The organism is Chryseobacterium sp. Y16C, from assembly GCF_022488405.1.
GTDB lineage: Bacteria > Bacteroidota > Bacteroidia > Flavobacteriales > Weeksellaceae > Chryseobacterium > Chryseobacterium geocarposphaerae.
Map to the genome: position 1 here is coordinate 4,002,519 of NZ_CP092711.1, position 21,528 is coordinate 4,024,046.

Consider the following 21,528-nt stretch of genomic DNA (forward strand, 5'->3'; position numbering starts at 1 on the left):
GACCTTTGTCGGGTTCATTCCTCAAAATTACGTTAATTTGCAAAGATTTGAAAATGAATGGAAGATTTAGTAAAAACATACGATTACCTCAAACAGTTTTTAACGGAAGAAAGATTAAGAAAAATTGAACATTTTGCTCCTGAAAGTTCAGATTTTGTACTACCGGTCTTAGAAGATGTGTATCAGTTTAGAAATGCGGCGGCAATTGTCAGATCTACGGAAGCATGTGCTTTTCATAAAGTGGTGGCATTGCAGGAAGAACACAATTTTGAGCCCAATCTAAGAGTGACCAAAGGAGCGGATACCTGGGTTGAAGTAGAAAAACTTCCCCGAAATATGGAGTCTTTCCAGAAGATCAAAGACAGAGGCTATAAAATGGTTGCAGTATCGTTGGAGAATAATGCTAAATTTTTGCCGGAATATGAAATTACCCAACCTATTGCCTTGGTTTTTGGAACCGAAATGGAAGGTGTTTCGCAGGAGATTTTAGACTTTGCAGATGAGACCTTAGCGATTCCTATGTATGGTTTTACAAGAAGTTTTAACGTTTCCGTGGCAGCTTCGATCTGTTTGTATGAATTAAAACAAAAACTGATGAGGTCAGGTATTGATTATAAGCTTAACGAAGAAAAACTTCTGAGAATGAAAATTCGATGGGCAGTCAATTCAATGAGAAGTGGTGATCAGATTTTTGAAAAATATTTGAAAGAAAACAATGTTAATTTTTAGCGAATGCAAAGTTCAGTTTTATTACTTCCATTCAGATTGGATTAATCAATTAAATCATCTTATTGTAATTCCATGCAGCTACAAAAATTCCTGCTGTTTCTGTTCTCAACCTTTGATTTCCTAGTGAAACAGCTTTGATCTTATTTTCTGCTAAAAAGGAAATCTCTTTTTCTGAGAAATCACCTTCCGGACCAATGAGAAAGGTTATATTTTCTAAATTAGGAATCTCTTTAAGCTGGATTCTCTCCAGATTTTCATGACAATGAGCCACAAACGTACTTTCCGAATTAATCTTTCTCAAAAAATCCTGAATTTTAATTAAATCGTTAATAACAGGGAAATGAAATCTTAAACTTTGTTTGGATGCGGCAATAGCCTGCTTTTTGAGCTTGTCGATATTGATGTTTTTACGTTCAGTCTTTTCTGTCTGAAGAAAGGTGATTTCTGAAATTCCCATTTCTACAGCTTTTTCTACAAAAAACTCAATACGGTCAATGTTTTTTGTCGGAGCAATCGCAATATGAAGTTTGGGGCTGAAATCAGGAAAGTCTCTTTTTATTTCTGAAACCTCAATGTTTGCTTTTTTTCCTTCAATAACCAGTTTTCCAGAGGCGAGATTTCCGTTTCCGTCCGTTACATGAATTTCCTCACCGTTTTTCATACGAAGAACTTTTACAATATGCTGTTGTTCTTCATCATTGATGGTTACAATTTCGTTATTAATTTCTCCAAAAAAAAGTTTCATAGAAAAGGGTATTATTTTTTAAAAAAAGATCTCATTTTCGCTTAAAAATGCAACTCCTGTTTTTATGGTAGTATAAATATCCTCCTCACAGTTTCTGTAAGAACACATGTAAATTTCTTCAACCCAAGTATTATTCAGGAAAATCATATTAAGATACTCGTTTTTTCTTAAATTATTTTTGATGGATAAATAATCTCCTTCTTTAGGTTCGTAAGCAAAGCTGAAAACATTCTCTGAATTTATTTTTTCTAAAACCTCTTCCTTTATATTTTGAATATATCCTGTTTCGGAACTTGCTGGAAAATAGTCGATTGTAAATTCTGTTGCTTTGTTTTTTCCTGTAACAGTTTCTAAAATCCAATAATATTTTGAGTTCTTTTTAGAATGCTTCCCCAGTACTTTCTCTTCTAATAATATCTTCATTACAAATCGTATTTCGCCGTAGCCGTAGTTCTTAAATCCGTAAATTCCCCTCTCTCAAATTTCAGTTGGGCAACCATCGCAATCATTGCTGCATTATCGGTTGTGTATTCAAATTTAGGGATATAAATATTCCAGCCCAGTTTTTCATGATTGTCCTGCATCACTTTTCTTAAAGCTGAATTGGCTGAGACTCCGCCTGCAATGGCCACTTCTTTTATATTTAAATCTTTTGCTGCTTTTTCCAGCTTGTTCATCAAAATTTCAATAATGGATTTCTGAACGGAAGCACAAAGATCATTGATATTATTTTTAATAAAATCAGGGTCTTTTTTTACTTCTTTTTGAATGAAGTAGAGTACAGAAGTTTTAATTCCACTAAAAGAGTAATCGTAATTTTCCAACTTTGGTTTATTGAATTGGAAAGCATCCGGATTTCCTTCTTTGGCTAATCTGTCGATGATAGGACCTGCAGGATAATCCAGGTCAAATATTTTTCCAATTTTATCAAAAGCTTCTCCGGCAGCATCGTCAATTGTTTTTCCGATTATCTCCATGTCAAAATAATCCTTCACCAAAACAATCATCGTGTGGCCTCCGCTTACGGTAAGACACAGAAACGGAAATTTGGGCGGCATAGGATTTGCATCCTCAATGAAATGTGCTAAAATGTGCGCCTGGAGGTGGTTTACCTCTATTAAAGGAACATCTAAACTCATGGCTAATGATTTAGCAAAAGATGTACCTACAAGAAGAGAACCCAAAAGTCCGGGACCACGTGTAAAGCCTATGGCAGAGATTGCATTTTGTTGTATATTTGCTTTGAGTAAGGATTTTTCAACAACAGGAATGATGTTTTGCTGGTGTGCTCTTGAAGCCAGTTCAGGAACCACACCACCATATTCTTTATGAATTGCCTGATTGGCGGCAATATTAGAAAGAATAGCATTTCCTTTGATAATAGCTGCTGAAGTATCGTCACAAGACGATTCGATACCTAAAATTATAGAGTCGCTCATAATAATGGCAAAGTTAGAGAATAATAACGACAATGAGAACAAAAAATCAGTAGCTGAAAACTTAGGTAATCAGGTACAAAAAACTGTGGAAAATGTTCAGGAGACCGTAAAGGAAGCTTCTGAATTTGCCTCAGACGCTATAAAACACCCTATAGATGCCGCTCAGGAAATCGGAAAGCAGGCTGCAAAAGATGTAGTAAGCTATTCTTGGTGGGCCAGACTTTTGCTTATCTTATTTTGGTTTGTTCTTGGGATCGTCGTTCTGGCTTTTGTGGCCATTAATCTTCCCGTAACGAAAAGATGGGCTGCAGATCAGGCTCTACAGATTGTAAACAGGGATTTTAAAGCCGATATGTCTACAGAAAGCGTTGAGGTCGACTTTTTCGGGGATGTTACCATTAAAGGTTTAAAAATAAAAGATTATAAAGGATTAGAATTTATAAAAGCCAAAGAATTCATTGCCAATTCGGACTGGTTTTCTTTAGCAACCAATATCGGGAAGCACAATTCTTTAAGTTTTAATGGGCTTATTCTTAAAAATGCTGATGTAAAAGTAATTACTTACAAAGGAGACAGTATTTCAAATTTTATACGGTTTACCAAATTATTTGATAGTGGAAAAAAAAGAGATCCTAATAAACCTCCTTTTCAGCTTAATTCCCGACTGGAAATTTTAGATTCAAAAGTTTCTATTATCAATCAAAATTCACCAGGTGAAGCCGGGAAATGGCTTACTGCAACTCATGTTAACCTGAGAGCTCCCAAAGTAAGAGTAAATGGTGCCAATATTGCTGCTCAGATCAATAATTTTACATTTACTACCAAAAGATGGGGCAAATCTCATTTTGTAGAAACTTTTTCTACGGAATTTTCTATGACAGAAGATTTTCTGCTGCTGAAAGATTTAACCCTGAATACAGATCATTCTTTATTGCAGGGGAACATTAAGTTTAATCTTCATAAAGGTTCGTGGGCTGATTTTACCAACAAGGTAAAATGGGAGATGAATATCAATCAGGGAAGTCAGCTTAACGGTTATGATATCAGTTATTTTGTAACGAATTGGGATAACTTTATTCCATTTAATCTTTCCGGAGATATGGAAGGACCTTTAAATGAGTTTACATTAAAGAACTTTCTGATCAGAAATCCTCAGGTGAATATTGCTACCAAAAAACTCAAAGCGCATCATCTGCTGAAAGGAAATTTCTTAATTGAAACGAATGATCTTTCTACTGATTTTACCTATATAGAGCTGAAAAAAATGATGCCTTCTTTCATTTCCAAAAAAATGAAAAATTTTGCAGACGATTTTGGAAGGCTGAAATATAACGGTACAGCAAAAGTAACTCCTCAACAGGTTTATGTATCTTCAGGGAATTTGATGACCGGAATAGGGCAGGCAAAAATCTCAAACTTTTCATTGACGGATTTTAGCACATCTCTGCCAAAATATGTGGGATATGCAGAGATAAAAGATTTAAATACTTCTGTGATTACCAAAAACAAATCTGTAGGATTAATATCGGGTAAATTTAATCTCAACGGACAAAGTTTTGATGTCAATACGATGAGACTGAGTACAAAATCTCAGATTTCCAGTGTTGAGATTATGAATAAAGAAATCAATAATCTGTACCTGGATGGTTTGCTGGATCATAAAAAGTATAATGGTTTAATTACAGTTAATGACGAACAGGCTAAAGCAACGGTAAAAGGCTTAATAGATTTCAGTACTTCAAGAATTTTCGCCAATGTAGATGCCAATGTGAGTTATTTGAACATGAATTATTTCACGGATAAACCCGGTAAACAGATCGTGAGTGGGCAGGTTACTGGAAAAATGGCAATGTCTACCATCAATGATTTAAACCTTGATGTAGAAGCCAATAATATCGATTTTGCAACGGCTGATCAACGATATAAAATTCCTAATGCAAAGCTGAAAACATTTTTAGAAAATGGAGGAAGAGTTATTGATGTGAATGCTCCGGGAGCTGTGAATGGTAAGATTTCCGGAAAATATAACCTGGCGGATCTTGCAGGAATGGTTGAAAACGGATTGGGTAAAATCTTAGTTGGTCCACCGCCGAGAAAACTATACAGAGGCCAGAATTTTGCCATGAATTTTGATGTGGAGCAAGGTTTGGTAAGCTATTTTATGCCTGATCTGAAATTACCACAAGGGGCTAAAGTGGAAGGAGAGTATGATGGAAATTCCAATAATTTAATCTTAAATCTTGATGCCGCATCTCTTAAATATGTAATGACAAAGGTAGAGGAAATAACAGAAGCAGATAAAGCTCTGGCTGCATCCAACCCTTCTTACAAAATTAATGACAGAGGTAGTATTAAGAAAGATAGTGCCATGGTGGATAGTATCATGGTGAGGATCAATACAGCCAATCTTGATCAGCAGCTGTATGCCAAAATAAATAAGATAGAATACAATAAAAATATACTCCGGGATATTACCTTAACCGGTAAGAATGAAAACAACACCCTGCTCAGAATTTCCACCAATTTCAGACATGGAAGTCCGGAAGATGATGTAGAAAATAAACTGAAAAGTTATGCCATCAACTTCAACCAGTCTACGAATGCTGCCGGAGATTTTGTATTCAGATTTGAACCTACTGAAATTGCATTTAATGACGTAGTTTGGAGAATAGATACAGATCCGAATCTGGATCATACCATTACATACAGGAAAAAAACAGCAGATTTTGAAATCAGGAATCTGAGAATTTATTCGGATAACAGTTCACTGCAAATTAATGAATCCACGTTTAAATCGGCGAAAGATTTTTATGTCGATGCGGAAGTAAAAGACTTTTCTATAGAGAAGCTTTTAGATATGCAGTCCGGAGGAAACCCTATGGGAATAAAGGGGTTGGCTAATGGTAGTGTTAAGATCCGAATGGATAAGAATACGTTGCAGCCGCTTGTAGATATGACGATAGATGACATCATTATGAATGGAAATGATATGGGAGACATTACGATATCTGCCACCAACAGTTTTTCTCTGAACGTTTATGATGTCGATATAAAAGTGGCTTCTGCAGGGGTGCTCGGAAATAATAATCTACATGTTACCGGAACGGTAAATAACAATACCTCGTCTCCTGTTATTGATCTTACAGCTGAAATGAGAGATTTTGATCTGGCCTTTACACAGCAGTTTGTACAATCTATCTTTGGGAATATGCGGGGAAAAGCAACGGGAGATCTTAAGATCAGTGGGAAGCTGAGCGATTTGGATTATAGTGGAGATATTGCATTAAAAGGTTTTGGTTTGAAGCTCTTGTTTACCGGTGTTGATTATTCTTTTGATGATACGGTGATTCCTTTATCCAAGGGGTTGGCTATTCTTAATAATATTGAAGTTCATGACGGAAGAACAAGCTCTCAGGGAACAGTTTCCGGATATATCCGTTTTGAAACTTTATCTTCAATGCAGGTTGCTCTCTTCTTTAATGCTAATAATCTTTTGGTTTTAAATTCAACTCAAAAAGACAACGATCTGTTTTGGGGTAGGGTGTACGGACAAGGGGAAGCTACAATTTCAGGACCTGTTTCGGCATTGGACATAGAAACCAGCCCTAGAACTCCGTTTAAAGCATTAAACGGAAGTACATTTACCTTTAATTCGGCTTCTACCAGTAATGTTGAAGAATTTAAGATGCTGAGATTTTTAAAGGAAAATAAGGTAGGGGAAATTGTACTGGAAGAAAAAAAGAAATCCGGACCCAATATGAATATCGACTTAAGCTTGGATATCGATAAAGGTACTACGGTAAACGTATTGGTGGGAGATGATGTCGGAAATATTTCAGTAAAAGGAACTGCGAATAATCTGAAATTCCAGATGAGCAGACAGGGGAATATTTCTATGAACGGAGCTTATATGGTAGACAATGGAACTTTTATTTCTAAGGCGATTCTTAATAAAACATTCCAGATCGAAAAAGGAAGCAGCATACGTTGGGATGGAGATGCCATGAAGCCTACTTTGGATATTACGGCCAACTATATGAGAATGGTTTCGAATACCGGGGAATACCTCAGTATGAGTGGTCTTCAACCGATTAAGATTCTTCTTCAGGCTAAGATTACCGAAACATTGACCAATCCTGATGTTGAGCTTGGATTGACAGCATTAGATGTTTCCAGCCAGGTAAAAGAAGCTTTAAACAGCAAATTGAGCCAGGATGGTGAAAAAGTATTGCAGTTTGGGTCCGTTCTCTTGCTGAATAGCTTTAACATGACTACGGGAGGAGTAGGGGTCGACTTTGCGGGAGTTGCTGAAAGCTCCGGGTACAATATGATCTTAAAACAATTGGGTTCTGCATTAAATACAGTGAGTAATGAATTCCAGATTGACTTGAACTATGTAAAAGGGGATCAGAACTCCAATACGGGGGACAGAGCCAATGCTGGTGTAAGCTTTGAAGTTTCGCCGAGAGTGAACATAAAGACAGGTCTTGGAATACCTCTTTCTAAGACGGAAAATACCGATACCAACAATTTCTTATCAGGAGAAGGTTCTATAGAATATGATATTTCTAAGAAAAATGACGGTACGTTAATATTGAGAGGATATTCAAAACCATATACTATAGGGATGGGAACCGGACTTAACGCCAATGGTTCAGCAAACCAGTCATATGGAGTAGGGGTCGTTTGGAGTAAAAGTTTTAATTCTTTATTTAAAAAGAAAAAGAACAAAAAACAGAAGGAAGTTGAAAGTGAAATAAAAACAGATTCTATAAAATCAGAGGGTAAATAATTAGAATATTTTAATGATTTTTATCATCCGTGTTAATTATTGTTAATATTTGTGATAATTTTTTTTACTAAATTATTTTTTCTAAATTTGCAAAAAATATATTTGTTTTTTAAAGAAAATATAATCAGACTAATATGAACTATCAACTGGACGAAATAGACAAGAAAATTCTTGATTTCTTAGTAGAAAATACAAGAATGCCTTTTACGGAAATTGCAAAACAGATGGATGTTTCTGCTGGAACAATTCACGTAAGAGTGAAAAAAATGGAAGATGCGGGTATTATTTTGGGATCATCTCTTAACATCGATTACGGAAAGCTAGACTATCATTTCACGGCTTTCATCGGGATTTTACTAACAAAATCTAACAGAACTCAGGAAGTTCTGAAAGAATTGTCAACAATTCCTAACGTAATTGAAGCTAGTGTTATTTCAGGGAAATATAATATTTTCTGTAAAGTAAGAGCTAAGAATACGGATGATGCGAAAAGAATCATTTATCAAATAGATGATATTCAGGATGTAATGAGAACTGAAAGTATGATTTCTATGGAGGAATTCTTAAGCGATAAAAACAGATTGATCAACGCAATCTCGATTTAATCAAATTTTAAACGAATTATATAAAAGAACTTATGAAATCTCTCATAAGTTCTTTATTTTTGTACTTATGGAAGAATACAGCTATTTTGACGAAGATCCGAAGAAAGGATGGGGATTTATTCTGGCTTTTGCCGCCTTGATGTTGTTTACAATAATGGGTTTTGGGATTGATCTTGATGAATACCTTCAACATGAAACATTGAATATTCCGGCTTGGTATTCGTATGCTATTTTTACAATTGATGTATTGATGGCAATAAGTCTTGTTTTAATGTTTTTCTATAGAAAAATAGGCATTTTTGCATTTCCTACGCTGCTGGTTTTACACTTCTTTATGCACAATTATTATCTGTCCACTTTTCTTTATACAGATGTAACTAATCTTTTCCTTTTTACAGGTTTTGGGATGTTGGCGATTATTCCGAAATGGAAGTTTTTTAAATAGTCTTTGATTGAAATTGGGAATTAAAAATTCGAAGATTGAAATATTAAAATATAACGATACAATATTAGAATATCAAGAGGAGTGGGCTTTAGCCCGCTTTTTCAATTTAGCCCGTTCAAATTGGCTTTAGCCAAAACTTGTTTATGAATGAATTATTGATATTTCGCTATAATAATTATAGACAGAAAAGTCTGTCTGTTTTAAAAATTTTAATCTAACTTTGACTTGTTAAAAAAATACAACATGTCATCACCCAAAGAAAGAATCATCGCTACGACTTTTGAACTGTTTGCCAGACAAGGTTACAACTCTACCGGAATCAATCAGATTGTGGCAGAAGCGAATGTAGCGAAGGCAAGTTTTTATCAGTATTTTAAGTCCAAAGAAGACCTTTGTGTCGAGTTTCTTAATGTGAGACATGAATACTGGTTTAATGAGCTTAACAGTTTTGTATCGAAAGAAAAAGAGGCAAAATCGAAACTGATGTCTTCTTTCGATTTTTTAATTTACATGAATCAAAAAGAAAACTTCCGAGGATGCAGCTTTCTGAATATTCTTTCTGAAATTTCTTCTGATAATGTAAAAATCTTAAATGTTATTCAAAATCATAAAAAAGATGTAAGAAATTATTTCTCAAAATTAATTGAGAATAAAGACCTTGCGGATCATATTTATTTATTATTTGAAAGCAGCATTATTGAAAGTCAGCTTTTCAGATCGAATGAATTAATAGAAACATCAAAAAAAATAATCACCCAATTAATTTAACTTATTATGGAACAGAAACATCCACTTCCGCCGTTCACCTTAGAAACGGCTCTTGAAAAAATCCAATTGGCAGAAGATGCCTGGAACAGTCAGGATCCTGAAAGAGTTTCCAAAGCATATACCATCGATAGCGAATGGAGAAACAGAGATCAGTTCGTTAACGGCAGAGAAGAAATCGTAAAATTTCTCAGTGGTAAATGGGAAAGAGAACTGAATTATAAACTTAAAAAAGAATATTGGGCACATACCGAAAACCGTATTGCGGTCCGTTTCGAATACGAATATCAAACTAAAGAAGGAAATTGGTTTCGAGCTTACGGCAACGAAAACTGGGAGTTTGATGAAAATGGTTTAATGGCAAAAAGGTATGCAAGCATTAATGATTTGGCGATAAAAGAAGAGGCTAGAAAGTTTAAATAATAAAAAAAGCATCCAAAAATGGATGCTTTTCAAATATATTTTAAAAGAAATTATTTGTCTAAAATTCTCTTCACGGCTTCTTTCACCGCAGTGGAGTCGATTTTATATTTCTTCATCAATTCAGCAGGGGTAGCAGATTCTCCGAAAGTATCGTTTACTGCAACAAATTCCTGTCTTGTCGGTCTTTTTCTGGCTAACATTCCCGCAATAGATTCTCCTAAACCACCTAGGTAGTTGTGTTCTTCAGCCGTCACGATTTTACCTGTTTTTTCAACTGATTTTAAGATAATTTCTTCATCAAGAGGCTTGATTGTATGGATGTTGATCACCTCACAAGAAATTCCTTCTTTTTCAAGCTCATCAGCAGCAACCAAAGATTCCCAAACCAAGTGGCCTGTTGCAACGATGGTTACATCAGTTCCTTCCTGTAAAAGAATTCCTTTTCCGATTTCGAAAGGCATATCTTCCGGAATGAAAACAGGAACTACCGGTCTTCCGAATCTAAGGTAAACAGGACCTTCAAAATCAGCAATAGCCAACGTTGCAGCTTTGGTCTGGTTGTAGTCACAAGGGTTGATTACAGTCATACCTGGAAGCATTTTCATCATTCCGATGTCTTCCAAAACCTGGTGAGTAGCACCGTCTTCTCCTAACGTAAGACCCGCGTGGGAAGCACAGATTTTAACATTTTTTCCGGAATAAGCGATAGACTGACGAATCTGATCGTAAACTCTTGAAGTAGAAAAGTTCGCAAAAGTTCCTGTAAAAGGAATTTTTCCTGTAATACTAAGACCTGCAGCAAGACCCATCATATTGGCTTCAGCAATACCTGTCTGATAAAATCTTTCAGGAGCTTTCTCAATGAATTTCTCCATTTTCAAAGATCCGATAAGGTCTGCACAAAGTGCTACAACATTAGGGTTTTTATCTGCAAGTTCAGCTAATCCGGCTCCGAATCCTGAACGCGTATCTTTTTTTTCTGTATATGTAAATTTCATTTTACTTAAATTTTTAATAATTGATAAATGATAGGTGATTAATGATAGTTTAAAGATTGGTAATCATCATTTATCGTTAATGATTTATCATCTATAATTAATAATCAGCAGGAGCTTCTAAATATAATTGCTTGAAAGCAGTATCCAATTGCTCATCATTTGGAGCTTTTCCGTGCCAAGCATGAGTTCCCATCATGAAATCTACTCCAGCTCCCATTTCTGTATGAAGAATGATGGCTACAGGTTTTCCTTTTCCAGTCTCTGTTTTTGCTTTTTCAAGAATAGCAATTACAGCTTCAAGATCGTTACCATTTTTCTCTTCCAGAACAATCCATCCGAAAGCTTCTAATTTGGCATGAAGATCTCCTAAAGAAAGTACATTTTCTGTGCTTCCGTCAATCTGCTGTCCGTTATAATCAATTGTAGAAATAATATTGTCGACTTTTTTGGCTGCAGCATACATCAATGCCTCCCAAATCTGACCTTCCTGCAATTCACCATCTCCGTGTAGAGAGTAAACCAAAGAGTTGTCTCCGTCTAATTTTTTACCTTGAGCCGCACCAAGAGCTACAGAAAGACCTTGTCCTAAGGAACCTGAGGCGATTCTTATCCCAGGAAGACCTTCATGAGTCGTAGGGTGACCTTGCAATCTAGAATCTAATTTTCTGAAAGTACTTAGCTCCTCAACAGGAAAAAAGTTGAATCTGGCCAATGTAGAATAGAATACCGGAGAAATGTGTCCGTTTGAAAGATAGAAATGATCTTCATTTTTACCTTCCATCGTGAAAGGAAGATTATAGTTCATTACCTTTCCGTAAAGGGCTGTGAAGTATTCAGTACAACCTAAACTTCCACCTGGGTGACCAGAATTTACAGCGTGAACCATTCTTAAAATGTCTCTTCTGATTTGTGTAGTAAGAGATTTTAACTCTTCGATACTTTTACTCATTATATAAGATTTATTTGCACGCGAATTTACAATTTTTTGCTGGGTTACGGAAATGCAAAAACTCTGAGATTAAATCCCAGAGTTTTAGAATATTAAATATTTTTTATTGTTATAGCTTTATGCCCGTTGATAAGCGTATTTTTACAAAAATTAAAATTATTTTTTTCTAATAAGCCATAATCCCAGGAAAGTAAGAAGCCCGTTAATAATTAGCAGCTCTAAACCAATCTTAAATTCACCGAACAATGTTTCCTGATATTTATCGATAAAGAAAGAAATCACAGGAGCAGCAATACAGATGAAAGGCACTAACTGATCTTTCACTTTATATTTGGTGAAAATACCAAAAGCGAACAATCCTAAAAGCGGTCCGTAAGTAAAGCCGGCTAGTTTTAGAATAAGCCCGATCATTGAATTATCATTAATTACTTTAAAAATGATAACCATGATGAGGAATGACAAAGCGACCAATAAGTGAACATTTTTTCTGAACTTTTCTTTCTTTTTGTCATCCCAGTCTTTCTTTTCTTTCATTCCGAAAACATCAATGCATAAAGAAGAGGTAAGAGCGGTCATGGCACCGTCCGCACTCGGAAATAATGCTGAAATTAAAGCAATAATAAATATAATGGAGATAAACGGAGGCATATGATTCAATGCAATATCAGGGAATAACTGGTCTCCTGCACTCGCTACGTTTTCCTGTGCCCCGTAAAGATGTAAAAGTCCCCCCATATAAAGGAAAAGGGAAATTACGCCTAGCAAAATAAACCCAAGCGTTACCATGTTTTTCTGAGAATCTTTTAACCTTGTTACAGATAAGCTTTTCTGCATCATTTCCTGGTCGATTCCCGTCATGGTAATCGTAATGAAAGCTCCTGCTAAAATCTGTTTAATAAAAAAGCTTTTCTGGTTGGGGTCAAAATCAAAAATTTTTGTATACCCTTTTTCATTCATGGCTGCAAAACTCTCCCCAACATTTAATCCTAAATGATTCAACATGTAAATCGTACAGATGATTAACCCTAACAACATACAGGAAGTCTGCAAAGTATCTGTCCAAACGATAGTTTTTACACCTCCTTCATACGTGTAAAGGATAATCATTGCTAAAATAATCAGTGTGGTTACGATAAATGGAACGCCTAAACTGTCGAGGATCGAAACCTGTAGAATGTTCACAACCAGATATAATCTTGCAGTTGCTCCAACTAACCTGGAAACAATGAAAATCCATGCTCCCGATTTGTAGGAAAGCTGTCCCATCCTCTGTTGAAGGTACCCGTAAATTGATGTTAGTTTTAAACGATAATATAAAGGAAGAAGAACGTAGGCAATTACAATATAGCCAATCAAATATCCTAAAGTAATCTGTAAATAAGCAAACTTATCATTTCCGACAGCTCCCGGAACACTTACAAAAGTCACGCCCGAAAGTGAAGTTCCGATCATCCCGAAGGCAACAAGCATCCAATTACTTTTACGGTTTCCGATGAAGAAACTGTCATTATCACTTCCTTTCCCGGTGCGGTAAGCTACCCAAAGCAGCAATGCGAAATAGACGATAATGATGGATAATAATATAATTGGAGACATATATTGCTAAAGTTTAATTTCAGCAAATATAGTTTTTTTCTGTTCTGTTGAAAAAGAAAAAACCTTTCAGATTATAATCTGAAAGGTTTATGTTTTTTTGTTGAACTTGTTTATTTGAGATGCTTCGACTTCGCTCAGCATGACAGAGCTACCAATCACTCGCTAAAAAAGCTCATAGTATTAGAGTTGTCATGCTGAGCGAAGTCGAAGCATCTTCACCATTTAAAAAGGAATTAAAAAATTACTGAGCCTGAGTCTGATTTACTAAAACATCCTGAAGCTCCTCGTGTTTCTGGAAAGTAGCTTTTGCAAAAGGACAAAGCGGAATAATTGTTTTCCCGTTTTTTCTAGCAAAATCCACTGCTGCCAGAAGCATTTCCTTCCCAACGCCTTTTCCGTTGTAAGCTTCTTCTACTTCTGTGTGGTCTATAATAAATCTTTCTTCTCCGGCCCAGGTGTAGGTCATCAGTCCTGCATGGTTCCCGTCTATGAATGCTTCAAAATTTCCGTGTTTTTCGTCGTTGTTTTGCTTTACTTCAATCATATTAAGAGATTTTGGTTAGTATTTCTATTTCGTTTGTTAAGATTTTATGAACGGGACAGGCATCCGCAATAGTACGAAGTCTTTTTAATTGTTCCTCATCAAGATCTGTTCCTTCAAAAGTAATATCTCTTTTGAAAACCGCTCTTTTGGTTAAAGGAAAATTTTCCAGCTCTACCTCAACATTTACTTTTTCCACATTCCATTCTTTTCTTTCGATATACATTCTCAAAGTAGCTGCTGTACAGCTCGCTAAAGAAGTTGCCAGTATTTCGAATGGGTTGAAGCCTTTATTTTGTCCGCCTTTATCTACAGGTTCATCGGTAATTAAAGTATTTTCACCAGCGACAACTTCTGTATAATATTTTTCTTTTCCTAAACTTGCTTTTACGGTGACTGCCATTATTTTTCTGTATTGATTTGATAACTTAATGCTCCGGAAGGACAATGGTCAATTTGATTTTTGAGCTCCTGAACTGTTGCATTTTCTGCTTTTATCCAAGGTCTTTCCTTTGGATTGTAAACTTTGGGTAACATTTTCACACACACTGCGGAGTGAATGCATTTCTGGGGTTGCCAAATAACAGTAAGGTCACCATTAATATATTCGTGCTTATCCATATTAGTCTTTGTTTAATGATTTTTCAATTCTTTTATCAGGAATCAGCCACATCAAAGCCGTAAGATAATAAAACCCTATTGCAATATAAGGATAAAAAAATGAAGTGACGATTCCAAGAGCATACAAAACGATGGAAGCATATTCTTTAAACTTGGAAGAAATAGCCTCCTTCAGCTTAGATTCTTCTCCATCAGACTTGATGATTGTATTTTCCAGAATCGTATAAGCAACTGCACACATAACCAGTGTAATACCATAGGTAGCCACCGGATTTTCTGCAAAACCTGTTTCTCCGATCCATTCTGTGGCAATAGGCATTAAAGAAAGCCAGAACAGAAGATGGAGATTAGCCCAAAGGACATTTCCATTGACTTTCTTTACCGTTTGAAACAAATGATGATGATTGTTCCAATAGATTCCCACATAAATAAAGCTGAAAATATATGCTAGAAATTTAGGCATAAGAGGTTTAAGATCGCTCCAGCTGTTTCCTTCAGGCACTTTCAGTTCAAGAACCATGATCGTGATAATAATAGCTAAAACACCATCACTAAACGCTTCCAGTCTTCCTTTGGTCATGAGTTCCCGATTTGATTTTTAAAGCTTTCAATTTTAGTTTTCAAATCTTTCAACATTTCAGGATTGATCACTCCGCTCTCCAGATCAAAATTTTCATAGAACTTCGGAAGAGAAAATGTCTCTTTAATATCAGCTCCAAATTGAGGGAAGAATGTTTTGGCTGTGTTCATTACATTTCCGCCACCATAACCACCCGGAGAAGTCGACATTAGAAACATTGGTTTATTCTGAAAAACTTTTACATTGATTCTTGATGCCCAGTCGAAAACATTTTTAAAAGCAGCACTGTAAGACCGGTTGTGTTCCGCCAATGAGCAGATAATTACATCACAGTCTTCAATTACTTTTAAAAAATGGTGTGCTTCATCTGGAAAGCCTTTCTTTTCACGATCTACAGAAAAAACAGGCATGTCGAAATCATTAAGGTCAATCAAATTAATTTCTTCATTCTGAAAATCTTTGAGAACAAATTTTACCAGCTCTCTGTTGATAGAAGTGGAAGATGTACTTCCTGCAAATGCTAATATTTTCATTACTCGTGTTTCTTTATTGTTTGTTTACCGAATCTTCTTTTACTTTTTCCAAATAATCATTTTCCAGATCTTTTAATCTTTTAAAGTAGTTTTCCTTATCCATAAATAATTTCGGATTATACGGGTCTCCTGTTTTTCTTTTCTGATGAAGGTCAAACTGGCTTGCGTGAGAAGCAACCCATAAGTTAAAATCAATATTCTTCATTGCCTGAAATGTTTCTGCATAATCTTTTTGAATATGTTGATAATCCTTTACATCGGAAAACTTTCTGTCAATAATTATTGAAGGTAAATTTGCAATTAAAACTTTATAGGTTTCCCCTTTATCTTTTGTTTCAAATAAAAAGCTGCAGGAACCTTTAGTGTGTCCGGGATGATGAAGTAAGTTCAGCGTTGTATTTCCAAGCTTTATTTTATCATTATTTTTTAAAAGAAAATCTGGTTGTACGGGTTTGAAAGTTACTCCATATTTCCCTAATTCATAGTCTGATTTCCCGCCGCTTTTCAGCTCTTCTGCATCTTTAGAGTCTACGTAAAGTTTTGCACCTGTTTCTTTTTTTATTTCCGCCATTGCTCCCATATGATCAAAATGAGCCTGTGTTAATGTCAGAATTTTGATGTCTTTATAACGAAAGCCAAGATGTTTGATATTATCTTTTATGATTGGAAGTGAACCTGCAAGACCGGTATTGATGAGGATATTTCCTTTATCTGTAACGATGAGATAAGATGCTAAATCATAAGTTCCTACATAATATAAATTTCCTGCAATCCTGAAAGGCTCGTAGGGTTTCGACCATTCTGCGGGGTTGTTTTTAGGCTCTGAAACAGTTTGGGCGTTATTTAAATAGGACAATGCCAATAGGAGCAGTAATAATATTTTTTTCATCTTCATGAAGTACAGGATTACGGCTTTCTATTTAAAATGGCTTTCGGAAGCGGTACATATTCTTCTTCATCTCCGGGAACTAAAGGGAAAGCTTGGTGGTTTTGATCGTGCCAGTTTACTTTTGCTTCGTCTATGACCTCCTTGTCTGAATTTACAAAATTCCAGAATATGAAACGTTCTTCTTCAAAAGGTTCTCCTCCGAAAAGATAAACAGTTCCGTTTTCGCTCATCTCGAATTCACACAGTTTGGTGTCTTTAGCAATCATTAATTGCTTTGAACCGTAAGAATTTCCATCCGTAGTTACAGTTCCGTCTAAAACATACATTGCTGCTTCTCCGTAAAGATCTTTTCCGATGCTGATTTTTTTTGCATCTTTTGTTTTAATTTCAATAAAAAACAACTTGCTGTGAACCGGAACCGGGGATTTTCTTCCGAATGCTTCACCTGCAATCAATTTATACTGAATTCCGTCTTCTTCCCAAACCGGGATTTCATCAGCTTCAATATGATGAAAAGTAGGCTCAGACTGTTCCAGATGTTTTGGTAGTCCTACCCAGATCTGGAAACCGTGAAGTTTTTTATCGGAATGTCTTAAATATTCAGGAGTTCTTTCCGAATGGACAACCCCTTTTCCGGCAGTCATCCAGTTTACGGCTCCCGGTTTTATTTCTAAAGCACTTCCGATACTGTCCCTGTGAAAAATAGATCCTTCAAGAAGGTAAGTTAATGTGGATAAGCCGATATGAGGATGCGGAGGAACATCAAGATTCTGATAATCTTTCAATTCCGAAGGCCCCATATGATCGATAAAAACGAAAGGTCCGACTGCTCTTTTCTCACGGAAAGGCAAAAGTCTTCCGACTAAAAAATTTCCTATATCTGCTGATTTTTCCTCAATGATAAGTCCTATGTTTGACATGATGCGTAATGAATTTTATTATTTTGTTTAAACGAATGTAGTGATTTTTCTAATGTTTATGATGCCTTGAAGCTTTTTGTTATTCTGGCATCCGGTTGGAAGCTGATCTTTAATGAATTTAATTTCAACCTTAATTTCCTAGCTAGATAAAATTTTATTTTTATGAATTAGAACCATTAAGAGGTTTTAAGATTTTTAGAATAGTAAGGCAAGCTTTTCACTACAGTATTTTGCTCATAAAAAATCTTTGATTTTTTCTTAATTAACTTAATACCTTAATACTTCTTAATGGTTGAAATAAACATTTAATATAAAGAACGGATTTTACTTTTTTCAGAATGACCATATTCTTATAATGCTATCATATAAAGTTAAGAAAAAAAGCGATAAACCGATTTTAAGTTTTGTTTAATTCTTATTAGTCAGCCAGATAACCGAATTTTCCTAAGTTATAATCTTCAAAAGCCTGGATGATCTCCTCTCTGGAATTCATTACAAAAGGACCGTGAGGATAAATAGGCTCATTCAGCGGCTGTCCGCTTATGATTAAAACTACAGCATCTTCGGTTGCTTCAATGGTAAAACTTTCGCCTTCGTTTTTAAATAAAGTCAAATGATCTGTTTTAACTTTTTCTTCACCATTTACAAGAATGCTTCCTTCAATGACCAAAGCGGCCGTATTAAAGTTTGCAGGGAAATCAAATGCTGCTTTCCCTCCTTTTTTCAGCTTGGCATTCATCATGTGTACCGGGCTGAAAGTTGTTGCAGGACCTTGCTGATCTTGATAAGTTCCGGCAATAATTTCTACAAATCCATTTTCACCAAGATCTACTTTTTTCATCTCTGAGTTTTTAATGGACTGATATTTCGGATTGCTCATTTTATCTTTTGATGGAAGGTTTACCCAAAGCTGAACCATTTGGAAAATTCCGCCTTCTTTTGCCCATTCCGTTTCATGATATTCTTTATGGAGAACACCTTTTGCTGCGGTCATCCATTGTACATCTCCTTTGCCGATAATTCCGCCACCACCAGCACTGTCGTGGTGTTGTACTTTCCCTTGGTAAGCTATAGTTACGGTTTCAAAACCTCTGTGTGGATGTACTCCTACACCTCTTGGAGTTTCAGTTCCGTTGAAATGAAATTTTGAATTATAATCAAGCATAATGAAAGGATCCATTCTTTTCATATCCATTCCGCTTACTCCGGGAATGAAATTATGAACTCTAAAACCGTCACCCACAAAATGAGCTGGTTTTGGAGCTACTACCATTTCTACTTTTTTAGTTGCCATATTATTGTAATTTATATAACAAAGGTAGAATAGTTAAGAATCAGATGCATTGATCTGTGGTAAGTAGTGTAGTAAGGCGTTAATCCTCTTTGGATTTCATGTTTTTTCCATCTGAAATGTGAAGTCTCCGGAAAATAAACCCTGAAATAATGGTAAGTATTCCCACGGTAAGAAAAGTATACCGAAAGGCATTGTGGATTTCTCCTTTAATAAGGTCCGTATTTTCGAATATTTTCAGAACAATTAATCCGAAAGCGATTCCAAAGCCGATGGCTAGCTGTTGATTAACAGATAATAATGAGTTTCCGCTGCTGGTCTGGAAATTTCTCAGGTCGGCAATGGAAATGGTATTCATGGAAGTGAACTGAATAGAATTGAAAAATCCTAACACAGAAATGATCGGAATAAACCAATATAAGGAAGTATTAATATCTGGAATGGCAAGTAGGCAGATTAATGTTCCGATGATAAAAGTATTTGTCATTAAGGTTTGTCTGTAGCCGAATTTATCTAAAATTTTAATAACGTAAGATTTTCCGAATATGGCAGTGATAGCCATCGGTGCAATGATCCATCCGGAAGTTACTGCCGACTGCTTGTAGGCGATCTGTATCATTAACGGCAATAGTAGAGGAACTGAGCTGATTCCTAATCTTGTCGCCAGATTTCCAATAATTCCTACACGGAAAGTTCTCACCTGGAATAAATTCAGCGGAAAAATAGGACTGTCGTCTCTTTTTGCATGTCTGTAATAATAATACATGAACAGAAAGCCTAGAATAAAAATAACTAAAACGGGCGTCGTGTTTTGCATATCACCAAAAAGCTCCAGAGAAATGGAAAGCAGCAGAGAGGCCGCAGCAAAAATTAAAAACCCTTTTAAATCAAAATCTACATCTTTGGAAGTATAATTAGGCATGAATTTAAGTCCTAAAACGATTCCCAGAACTCCGATAGGAATATTGATTAAAAAAATCCAGTGCCATGAAAGGTAATCTACCATGTATCCGCCAACCAAAGGTCCTAAAACCGGTCCGATAAGTGCCGGAATAATAGCGAAGTTCATCGCTTTTAATAATTCGTTTTTATCGAAAGTTTTAATTAAAGCTAATTTTCCAACGGGAGTCATAAGGCTTCCTCCGACTCCCTGAATCACCCTTGAAATAACAAGGTGGGTGAGGTTTTGCGACAAAGCACAAAATAACGAACCTAAGCTGAAAAGGACTAATGAAAAAATAAAAACTTTTTTTGTTCCGAATCTGTCTGCCAAAAACCCGCTTGCAGGCATAAAAACAGCCAGTGTTAAAACATAACTGATGATGGCATTCTGCATATTGAGCGGAGATTCCTGAAGGTCTTTGGCAATGGAGGGCAAAGATGTATTTAAAATGGTTGAGTCAAGCATCTGCATGAAAATTGCGGTAGCAAGAATCAACGGTAGAATTTTTTTAATTGAATTGGGCTGTGAAATTACGTCTGACATTTTTTAAGATTTAGATTTCCCTTTAATTGTGGGTTTCCGCTATTTGTACAGCGAAAATCTACTATACTGATAAAATACGGTAGGGGATATGATCAGTTACTTAGATAAAGAAATCTATATAAAATTAAAAAGTCTTGTGAAATTTCACAAGACTTTTTAATTTATTTTCTAGGTTTTTCTACTCCCTTCCATTCATCACCCGCTTTTCTGTACTGGCTTAATATGAAAGTTTTGAAATCTTTTGTTTTGTACTCTATATTATCTGTGTTTTGCTCAAATGGCATGATGTAATAATAATCCGCATCTGTTTTATCCGTTTTTGTTCCTTTTTTTACAGATGGAACATATTTGGAAAACTTATAATTTGGAAGATATTGTCTTAGTCTTGTATAGAATGCTTTATCTTCTTTTTCATCAGGAATGATATCTACAATATTGAAATCATCTTTTTTCTTATCGATCCAAAGGTAGTATGTTTTTTCCTCTTTTGTTTTTTTGTTTAATGAGTTAAAAGCAAATAGCTCTTTCGGCACTAGTTCCTTGATTTTTTCAGGGTCAACTTTTGTAAAGTATTCACCTTGAGAAGGATCTACATAAGTTTCAAGATTGTACATCAATACAGAGTTGTTCTCAACATTTTTGTTCTTGAAGTATTGATTAAGAGATAATTCTGCAGTAGCTCTCAATTCCTTTCCTCTTGCATCCAGTTTCTTAGTCGGGTTTTGAGGATTTACTTTTTTCACAAATTCATATAAAACTACAGGTTTTACATCTTTAAGGTGTGGATATGTTTTAAGTTGTTCAGCTTTTGCCAACCAGTAATATTGTTGATAATAATCATCTTTTTCATTATCCTTTACGGTTTTGTACGCTAATGCAAGTTTCTTTGAGTTTAAATATTTGGCAAATTTACCTTGTCCAAAAGCAAAACTCATGGATAATAAAGCAAAAAAGATAGTAATGTTTCTTTTCATTTTCTTATAATTGAATTTTTCGATTTCCAAATATAATTATTTATTAGATATTATTTTTGATTAACGGTTAAAATCTGACAATATTATTAACGTAAATTCAAAAGAAAATCCTGTATTGCTACAGGATTGATAAATTTTTATGCTAAAGCTGAAATTGATAAGTCAAAAATTAGGTTAATTTAACTCATACTTAATAACTTATAACTC

The 21,528-nt window shown here is 35.3% G+C and carries 22 protein-coding genes; 6 read left to right on the forward strand and 16 right to left on the reverse strand.

Annotated features, from left to right (window positions below; translation table 11 throughout):
- Positions 1-57 precede the first annotated feature (57 nt).
- Positions 58-729, forward strand: a complete 672-nt coding sequence (locus MKS83_RS18140; RefSeq protein ID WP_240580777.1) for a TrmH family RNA methyltransferase — start codon at positions 58-60, stop codon at positions 727-729.
- Positions 730-778: 49 nt separating this feature from the next.
- On the opposite strand, the gene MKS83_RS18145 is transcribed toward MKS83_RS18140, so the two are convergent.
- The 3 genes from MKS83_RS18145 to tsaD are packed head-to-tail and all read right to left on the reverse strand — an operon-like array spanning position 779 to position 2,913.
- On the reverse strand, positions 779-1,474 hold the full coding sequence (locus tag MKS83_RS18145; RefSeq protein ID WP_240580778.1) for an RsmE family RNA methyltransferase: 696 nt from the start codon (positions 1,472-1,474) through the stop codon (positions 779-781).
- An 18-nt stretch (positions 1,475-1,492) separates the two neighbouring features.
- The gene (locus tag MKS83_RS18150) at positions 1,493-1,897 is read right to left on the reverse strand and encodes a hypothetical protein (protein ID WP_240580779.1); all 405 of its coding nucleotides are present in this window, start codon (positions 1,895-1,897) and stop codon (positions 1,493-1,495) included.
- Positions 1,897-2,913 carry a tRNA (adenosine(37)-N6)-threonylcarbamoyltransferase complex transferase subunit TsaD gene (gene tsaD, locus MKS83_RS18155; protein ID WP_240580780.1) on the reverse strand — a complete coding sequence of 339 codons (1,017 nt, stop codon included), beginning with the start codon at positions 2,911-2,913 and terminating at the stop codon, positions 1,897-1,899. Before tsaD ends, MKS83_RS18150 begins: the two co-directional genes overlap by 1 nt.
- Before the next feature lie 4 nt (positions 2,914-2,917).
- Between tsaD and MKS83_RS18160 the strand changes: the two genes are divergently transcribed.
- The 5 genes from MKS83_RS18160 (at position 2,918) to MKS83_RS18180 (ending at position 9,943) form a co-directional block, all read left to right on the forward strand.
- Entirely contained in the window at positions 2,918-7,705 is a 4,788-nt protein-coding gene (locus tag MKS83_RS18160) for a translocation/assembly module TamB (RefSeq protein WP_240580781.1), read from the forward strand.
- A 134-nt stretch (positions 7,706-7,839) separates the two neighbouring features.
- Positions 7,840-8,310 (forward strand): Lrp/AsnC family transcriptional regulator, encoded by a 471-nt coding sequence (locus tag MKS83_RS18165; RefSeq protein WP_065400659.1) that lies wholly within the window; start codon positions 7,840-7,842, stop codon positions 8,308-8,310.
- A 67-nt stretch (positions 8,311-8,377) separates the two neighbouring features.
- Entirely contained in the window at positions 8,378-8,755 is a 378-nt protein-coding gene (locus MKS83_RS18170; protein ID WP_240580782.1) for a hypothetical protein, read from the forward strand.
- Between the two features lie 243 nt (positions 8,756-8,998).
- A complete protein-coding gene (locus MKS83_RS18175; protein ID WP_240580783.1) occupies positions 8,999-9,523 on the forward strand; it encodes a TetR/AcrR family transcriptional regulator in 525 nt (174 codons plus the stop codon).
- A 6-nt stretch (positions 9,524-9,529) separates the two neighbouring features.
- On the forward strand, positions 9,530-9,943 hold the full coding sequence (locus tag MKS83_RS18180) for a nuclear transport factor 2 family protein (protein ID WP_240580784.1): 414 nt from the start codon (positions 9,530-9,532) through the stop codon (positions 9,941-9,943).
- A gap of 50 nt (positions 9,944-9,993) precedes the next feature.
- Here MKS83_RS18180 and MKS83_RS18185 read toward each other — a convergent pair whose 3' ends face one another.
- From MKS83_RS18185 to MKS83_RS18245, 13 genes are all read right to left on the reverse strand, one after another.
- Positions 9,994-10,941, reverse strand: coding sequence for a transketolase family protein (locus MKS83_RS18185; protein ID WP_100378160.1), 948 nt, complete (start codon positions 10,939-10,941; stop codon positions 9,994-9,996).
- 97 nt (positions 10,942-11,038) lie between these two features.
- On the reverse strand, positions 11,039-11,890 hold the full coding sequence (locus MKS83_RS18190; RefSeq protein ID WP_100378159.1) for a transketolase: 852 nt from the start codon (positions 11,888-11,890) through the stop codon (positions 11,039-11,041).
- 156 nt (positions 11,891-12,046) lie between these two features.
- Positions 12,047-13,486, reverse strand: a complete 1,440-nt coding sequence (locus MKS83_RS18195; protein WP_240580785.1) for a sodium:solute symporter — start codon at positions 13,484-13,486, stop codon at positions 12,047-12,049.
- A gap of 241 nt (positions 13,487-13,727) precedes the next feature.
- Positions 13,728-14,030, reverse strand: a complete 303-nt coding sequence (locus MKS83_RS18200) for a GNAT family N-acetyltransferase (RefSeq protein ID WP_225689766.1) — start codon at positions 14,028-14,030, stop codon at positions 13,728-13,730.
- Between the two features lies 1 nt (position 14,031).
- Positions 14,032-14,430 carry an OsmC family protein gene (locus tag MKS83_RS18205; RefSeq protein WP_240580786.1) on the reverse strand — a complete coding sequence of 133 codons (399 nt, stop codon included), beginning with the start codon at positions 14,428-14,430 and terminating at the stop codon, positions 14,032-14,034.
- Positions 14,430-14,648 carry a (4Fe-4S)-binding protein gene (locus tag MKS83_RS18210; protein WP_240580787.1) on the reverse strand — a complete coding sequence of 73 codons (219 nt, stop codon included), beginning with the start codon at positions 14,646-14,648 and terminating at the stop codon, positions 14,430-14,432. The genes MKS83_RS18205 and MKS83_RS18210 overlap by 1 nt, the downstream gene beginning before the upstream one ends.
- A 1-nt stretch (position 14,649) precedes the next feature.
- Positions 14,650-15,228: a TMEM175 family protein gene (locus tag MKS83_RS18215; protein ID WP_100378155.1), complete on the reverse strand. Its 579-nt coding sequence runs from the start codon at positions 15,226-15,228 to the stop codon at positions 14,650-14,652.
- Positions 15,225-15,761, reverse strand: a complete 537-nt coding sequence (locus tag MKS83_RS18220; RefSeq protein ID WP_240580788.1) for an NADPH-dependent FMN reductase — start codon at positions 15,759-15,761, stop codon at positions 15,225-15,227. The genes MKS83_RS18215 and MKS83_RS18220 overlap by 4 nt, the downstream gene beginning before the upstream one ends.
- Positions 15,762-15,774: 13 nt before the next feature.
- The gene (gene bla, locus MKS83_RS18225; RefSeq protein WP_240580789.1) at positions 15,775-16,650 is read right to left on the reverse strand and encodes a subclass B3 metallo-beta-lactamase; all 876 of its coding nucleotides are present in this window, start codon (positions 16,648-16,650) and stop codon (positions 15,775-15,777) included.
- Between the two features lie 17 nt (positions 16,651-16,667).
- Entirely contained in the window at positions 16,668-17,570 is a 903-nt protein-coding gene (locus MKS83_RS18230; protein ID WP_240580790.1) for a pirin family protein, read from the reverse strand.
- A 418-nt stretch (positions 17,571-17,988) separates the two neighbouring features.
- Complete coding sequence (locus MKS83_RS18235) at positions 17,989-18,864, reverse strand: pirin family protein (RefSeq protein WP_240580791.1); 876 nt, start codon at positions 18,862-18,864, stop codon at positions 17,989-17,991.
- A 79-nt stretch (positions 18,865-18,943) separates the two neighbouring features.
- Positions 18,944-20,347, reverse strand: a complete 1,404-nt coding sequence (locus tag MKS83_RS18240; protein ID WP_240580792.1) for an MFS transporter — start codon at positions 20,345-20,347, stop codon at positions 18,944-18,946.
- A 161-nt stretch (positions 20,348-20,508) separates the two neighbouring features.
- A complete protein-coding gene (locus tag MKS83_RS18245) occupies positions 20,509-21,321 on the reverse strand; it encodes a hypothetical protein (RefSeq protein ID WP_100378150.1) in 813 nt (270 codons plus the stop codon).
- Positions 21,322-21,528: the final 207 nt, after the last annotated feature.

Coding starts and splice junctions, on each gene's coding strand:
- MKS83_RS18140 (WP_240580777.1), top strand. CDS start 58: ATGGAAGATTTAGTAAAAACATACGATTACCTCAAACAGTTTTTAACG.
- MKS83_RS18145 (WP_240580778.1), bottom strand. CDS start 1,474: ATGAAACTTTTTTTTGGAGAAATTAATAACGAAATTGTAACCATCAAT.
- MKS83_RS18150 (WP_240580779.1), bottom strand. CDS start 1,897: ATGAAGATATTATTAGAAGAGAAAGTACTGGGGAAGCATTCTAAAAAG.
- tsaD (WP_240580780.1), bottom strand. CDS start 2,913: ATGAGCGACTCTATAATTTTAGGTATCGAATCGTCTTGTGACGATACT.
- MKS83_RS18160 (WP_240580781.1), top strand. CDS start 2,918: ATGGCAAAGTTAGAGAATAATAACGACAATGAGAACAAAAAATCAGTA.
- MKS83_RS18165 (WP_065400659.1), top strand. CDS start 7,840: ATGAACTATCAACTGGACGAAATAGACAAGAAAATTCTTGATTTCTTA.
- MKS83_RS18170 (WP_240580782.1), top strand. CDS start 8,378: ATGGAAGAATACAGCTATTTTGACGAAGATCCGAAGAAAGGATGGGGA.
- MKS83_RS18175 (WP_240580783.1), top strand. CDS start 8,999: ATGTCATCACCCAAAGAAAGAATCATCGCTACGACTTTTGAACTGTTT.
- MKS83_RS18180 (WP_240580784.1), top strand. CDS start 9,530: ATGGAACAGAAACATCCACTTCCGCCGTTCACCTTAGAAACGGCTCTT.
- MKS83_RS18185 (WP_100378160.1), bottom strand. CDS start 10,941: ATGAAATTTACATATACAGAAAAAAAAGATACGCGTTCAGGATTCGGA.
- MKS83_RS18190 (WP_100378159.1), bottom strand. CDS start 11,890: ATGAGTAAAAGTATCGAAGAGTTAAAATCTCTTACTACACAAATCAGA.
- MKS83_RS18195 (WP_240580785.1), bottom strand. CDS start 13,486: ATGTCTCCAATTATATTATTATCCATCATTATCGTCTATTTCGCATTG.
- MKS83_RS18200 (WP_225689766.1), bottom strand. CDS start 14,030: ATGATTGAAGTAAAGCAAAACAACGACGAAAAACACGGAAATTTTGAA.
- MKS83_RS18205 (WP_240580786.1), bottom strand. CDS start 14,430: ATGGCAGTCACCGTAAAAGCAAGTTTAGGAAAAGAAAAATATTATACA.
- MKS83_RS18210 (WP_240580787.1), bottom strand. CDS start 14,648: ATGGATAAGCACGAATATATTAATGGTGACCTTACTGTTATTTGGCAA.
- MKS83_RS18215 (WP_100378155.1), bottom strand. CDS start 15,228: ATGACCAAAGGAAGACTGGAAGCGTTTAGTGATGGTGTTTTAGCTATT.
- MKS83_RS18220 (WP_240580788.1), bottom strand. CDS start 15,761: ATGAAAATATTAGCATTTGCAGGAAGTACATCTTCCACTTCTATCAAC.
- bla (WP_240580789.1), bottom strand. CDS start 16,650: ATGAAAAAAATATTATTACTGCTCCTATTGGCATTGTCCTATTTAAAT.
- MKS83_RS18230 (WP_240580790.1), bottom strand. CDS start 17,570: ATGTCAAACATAGGACTTATCATTGAGGAAAAATCAGCAGATATAGGA.
- MKS83_RS18235 (WP_240580791.1), bottom strand. CDS start 18,864: ATGGCAACTAAAAAAGTAGAAATGGTAGTAGCTCCAAAACCAGCTCAT.
- MKS83_RS18240 (WP_240580792.1), bottom strand. CDS start 20,347: ATGTCAGACGTAATTTCACAGCCCAATTCAATTAAAAAAATTCTACCG.
- MKS83_RS18245 (WP_100378150.1), bottom strand. CDS start 21,321: ATGAAAAGAAACATTACTATCTTTTTTGCTTTATTATCCATGAGTTTT.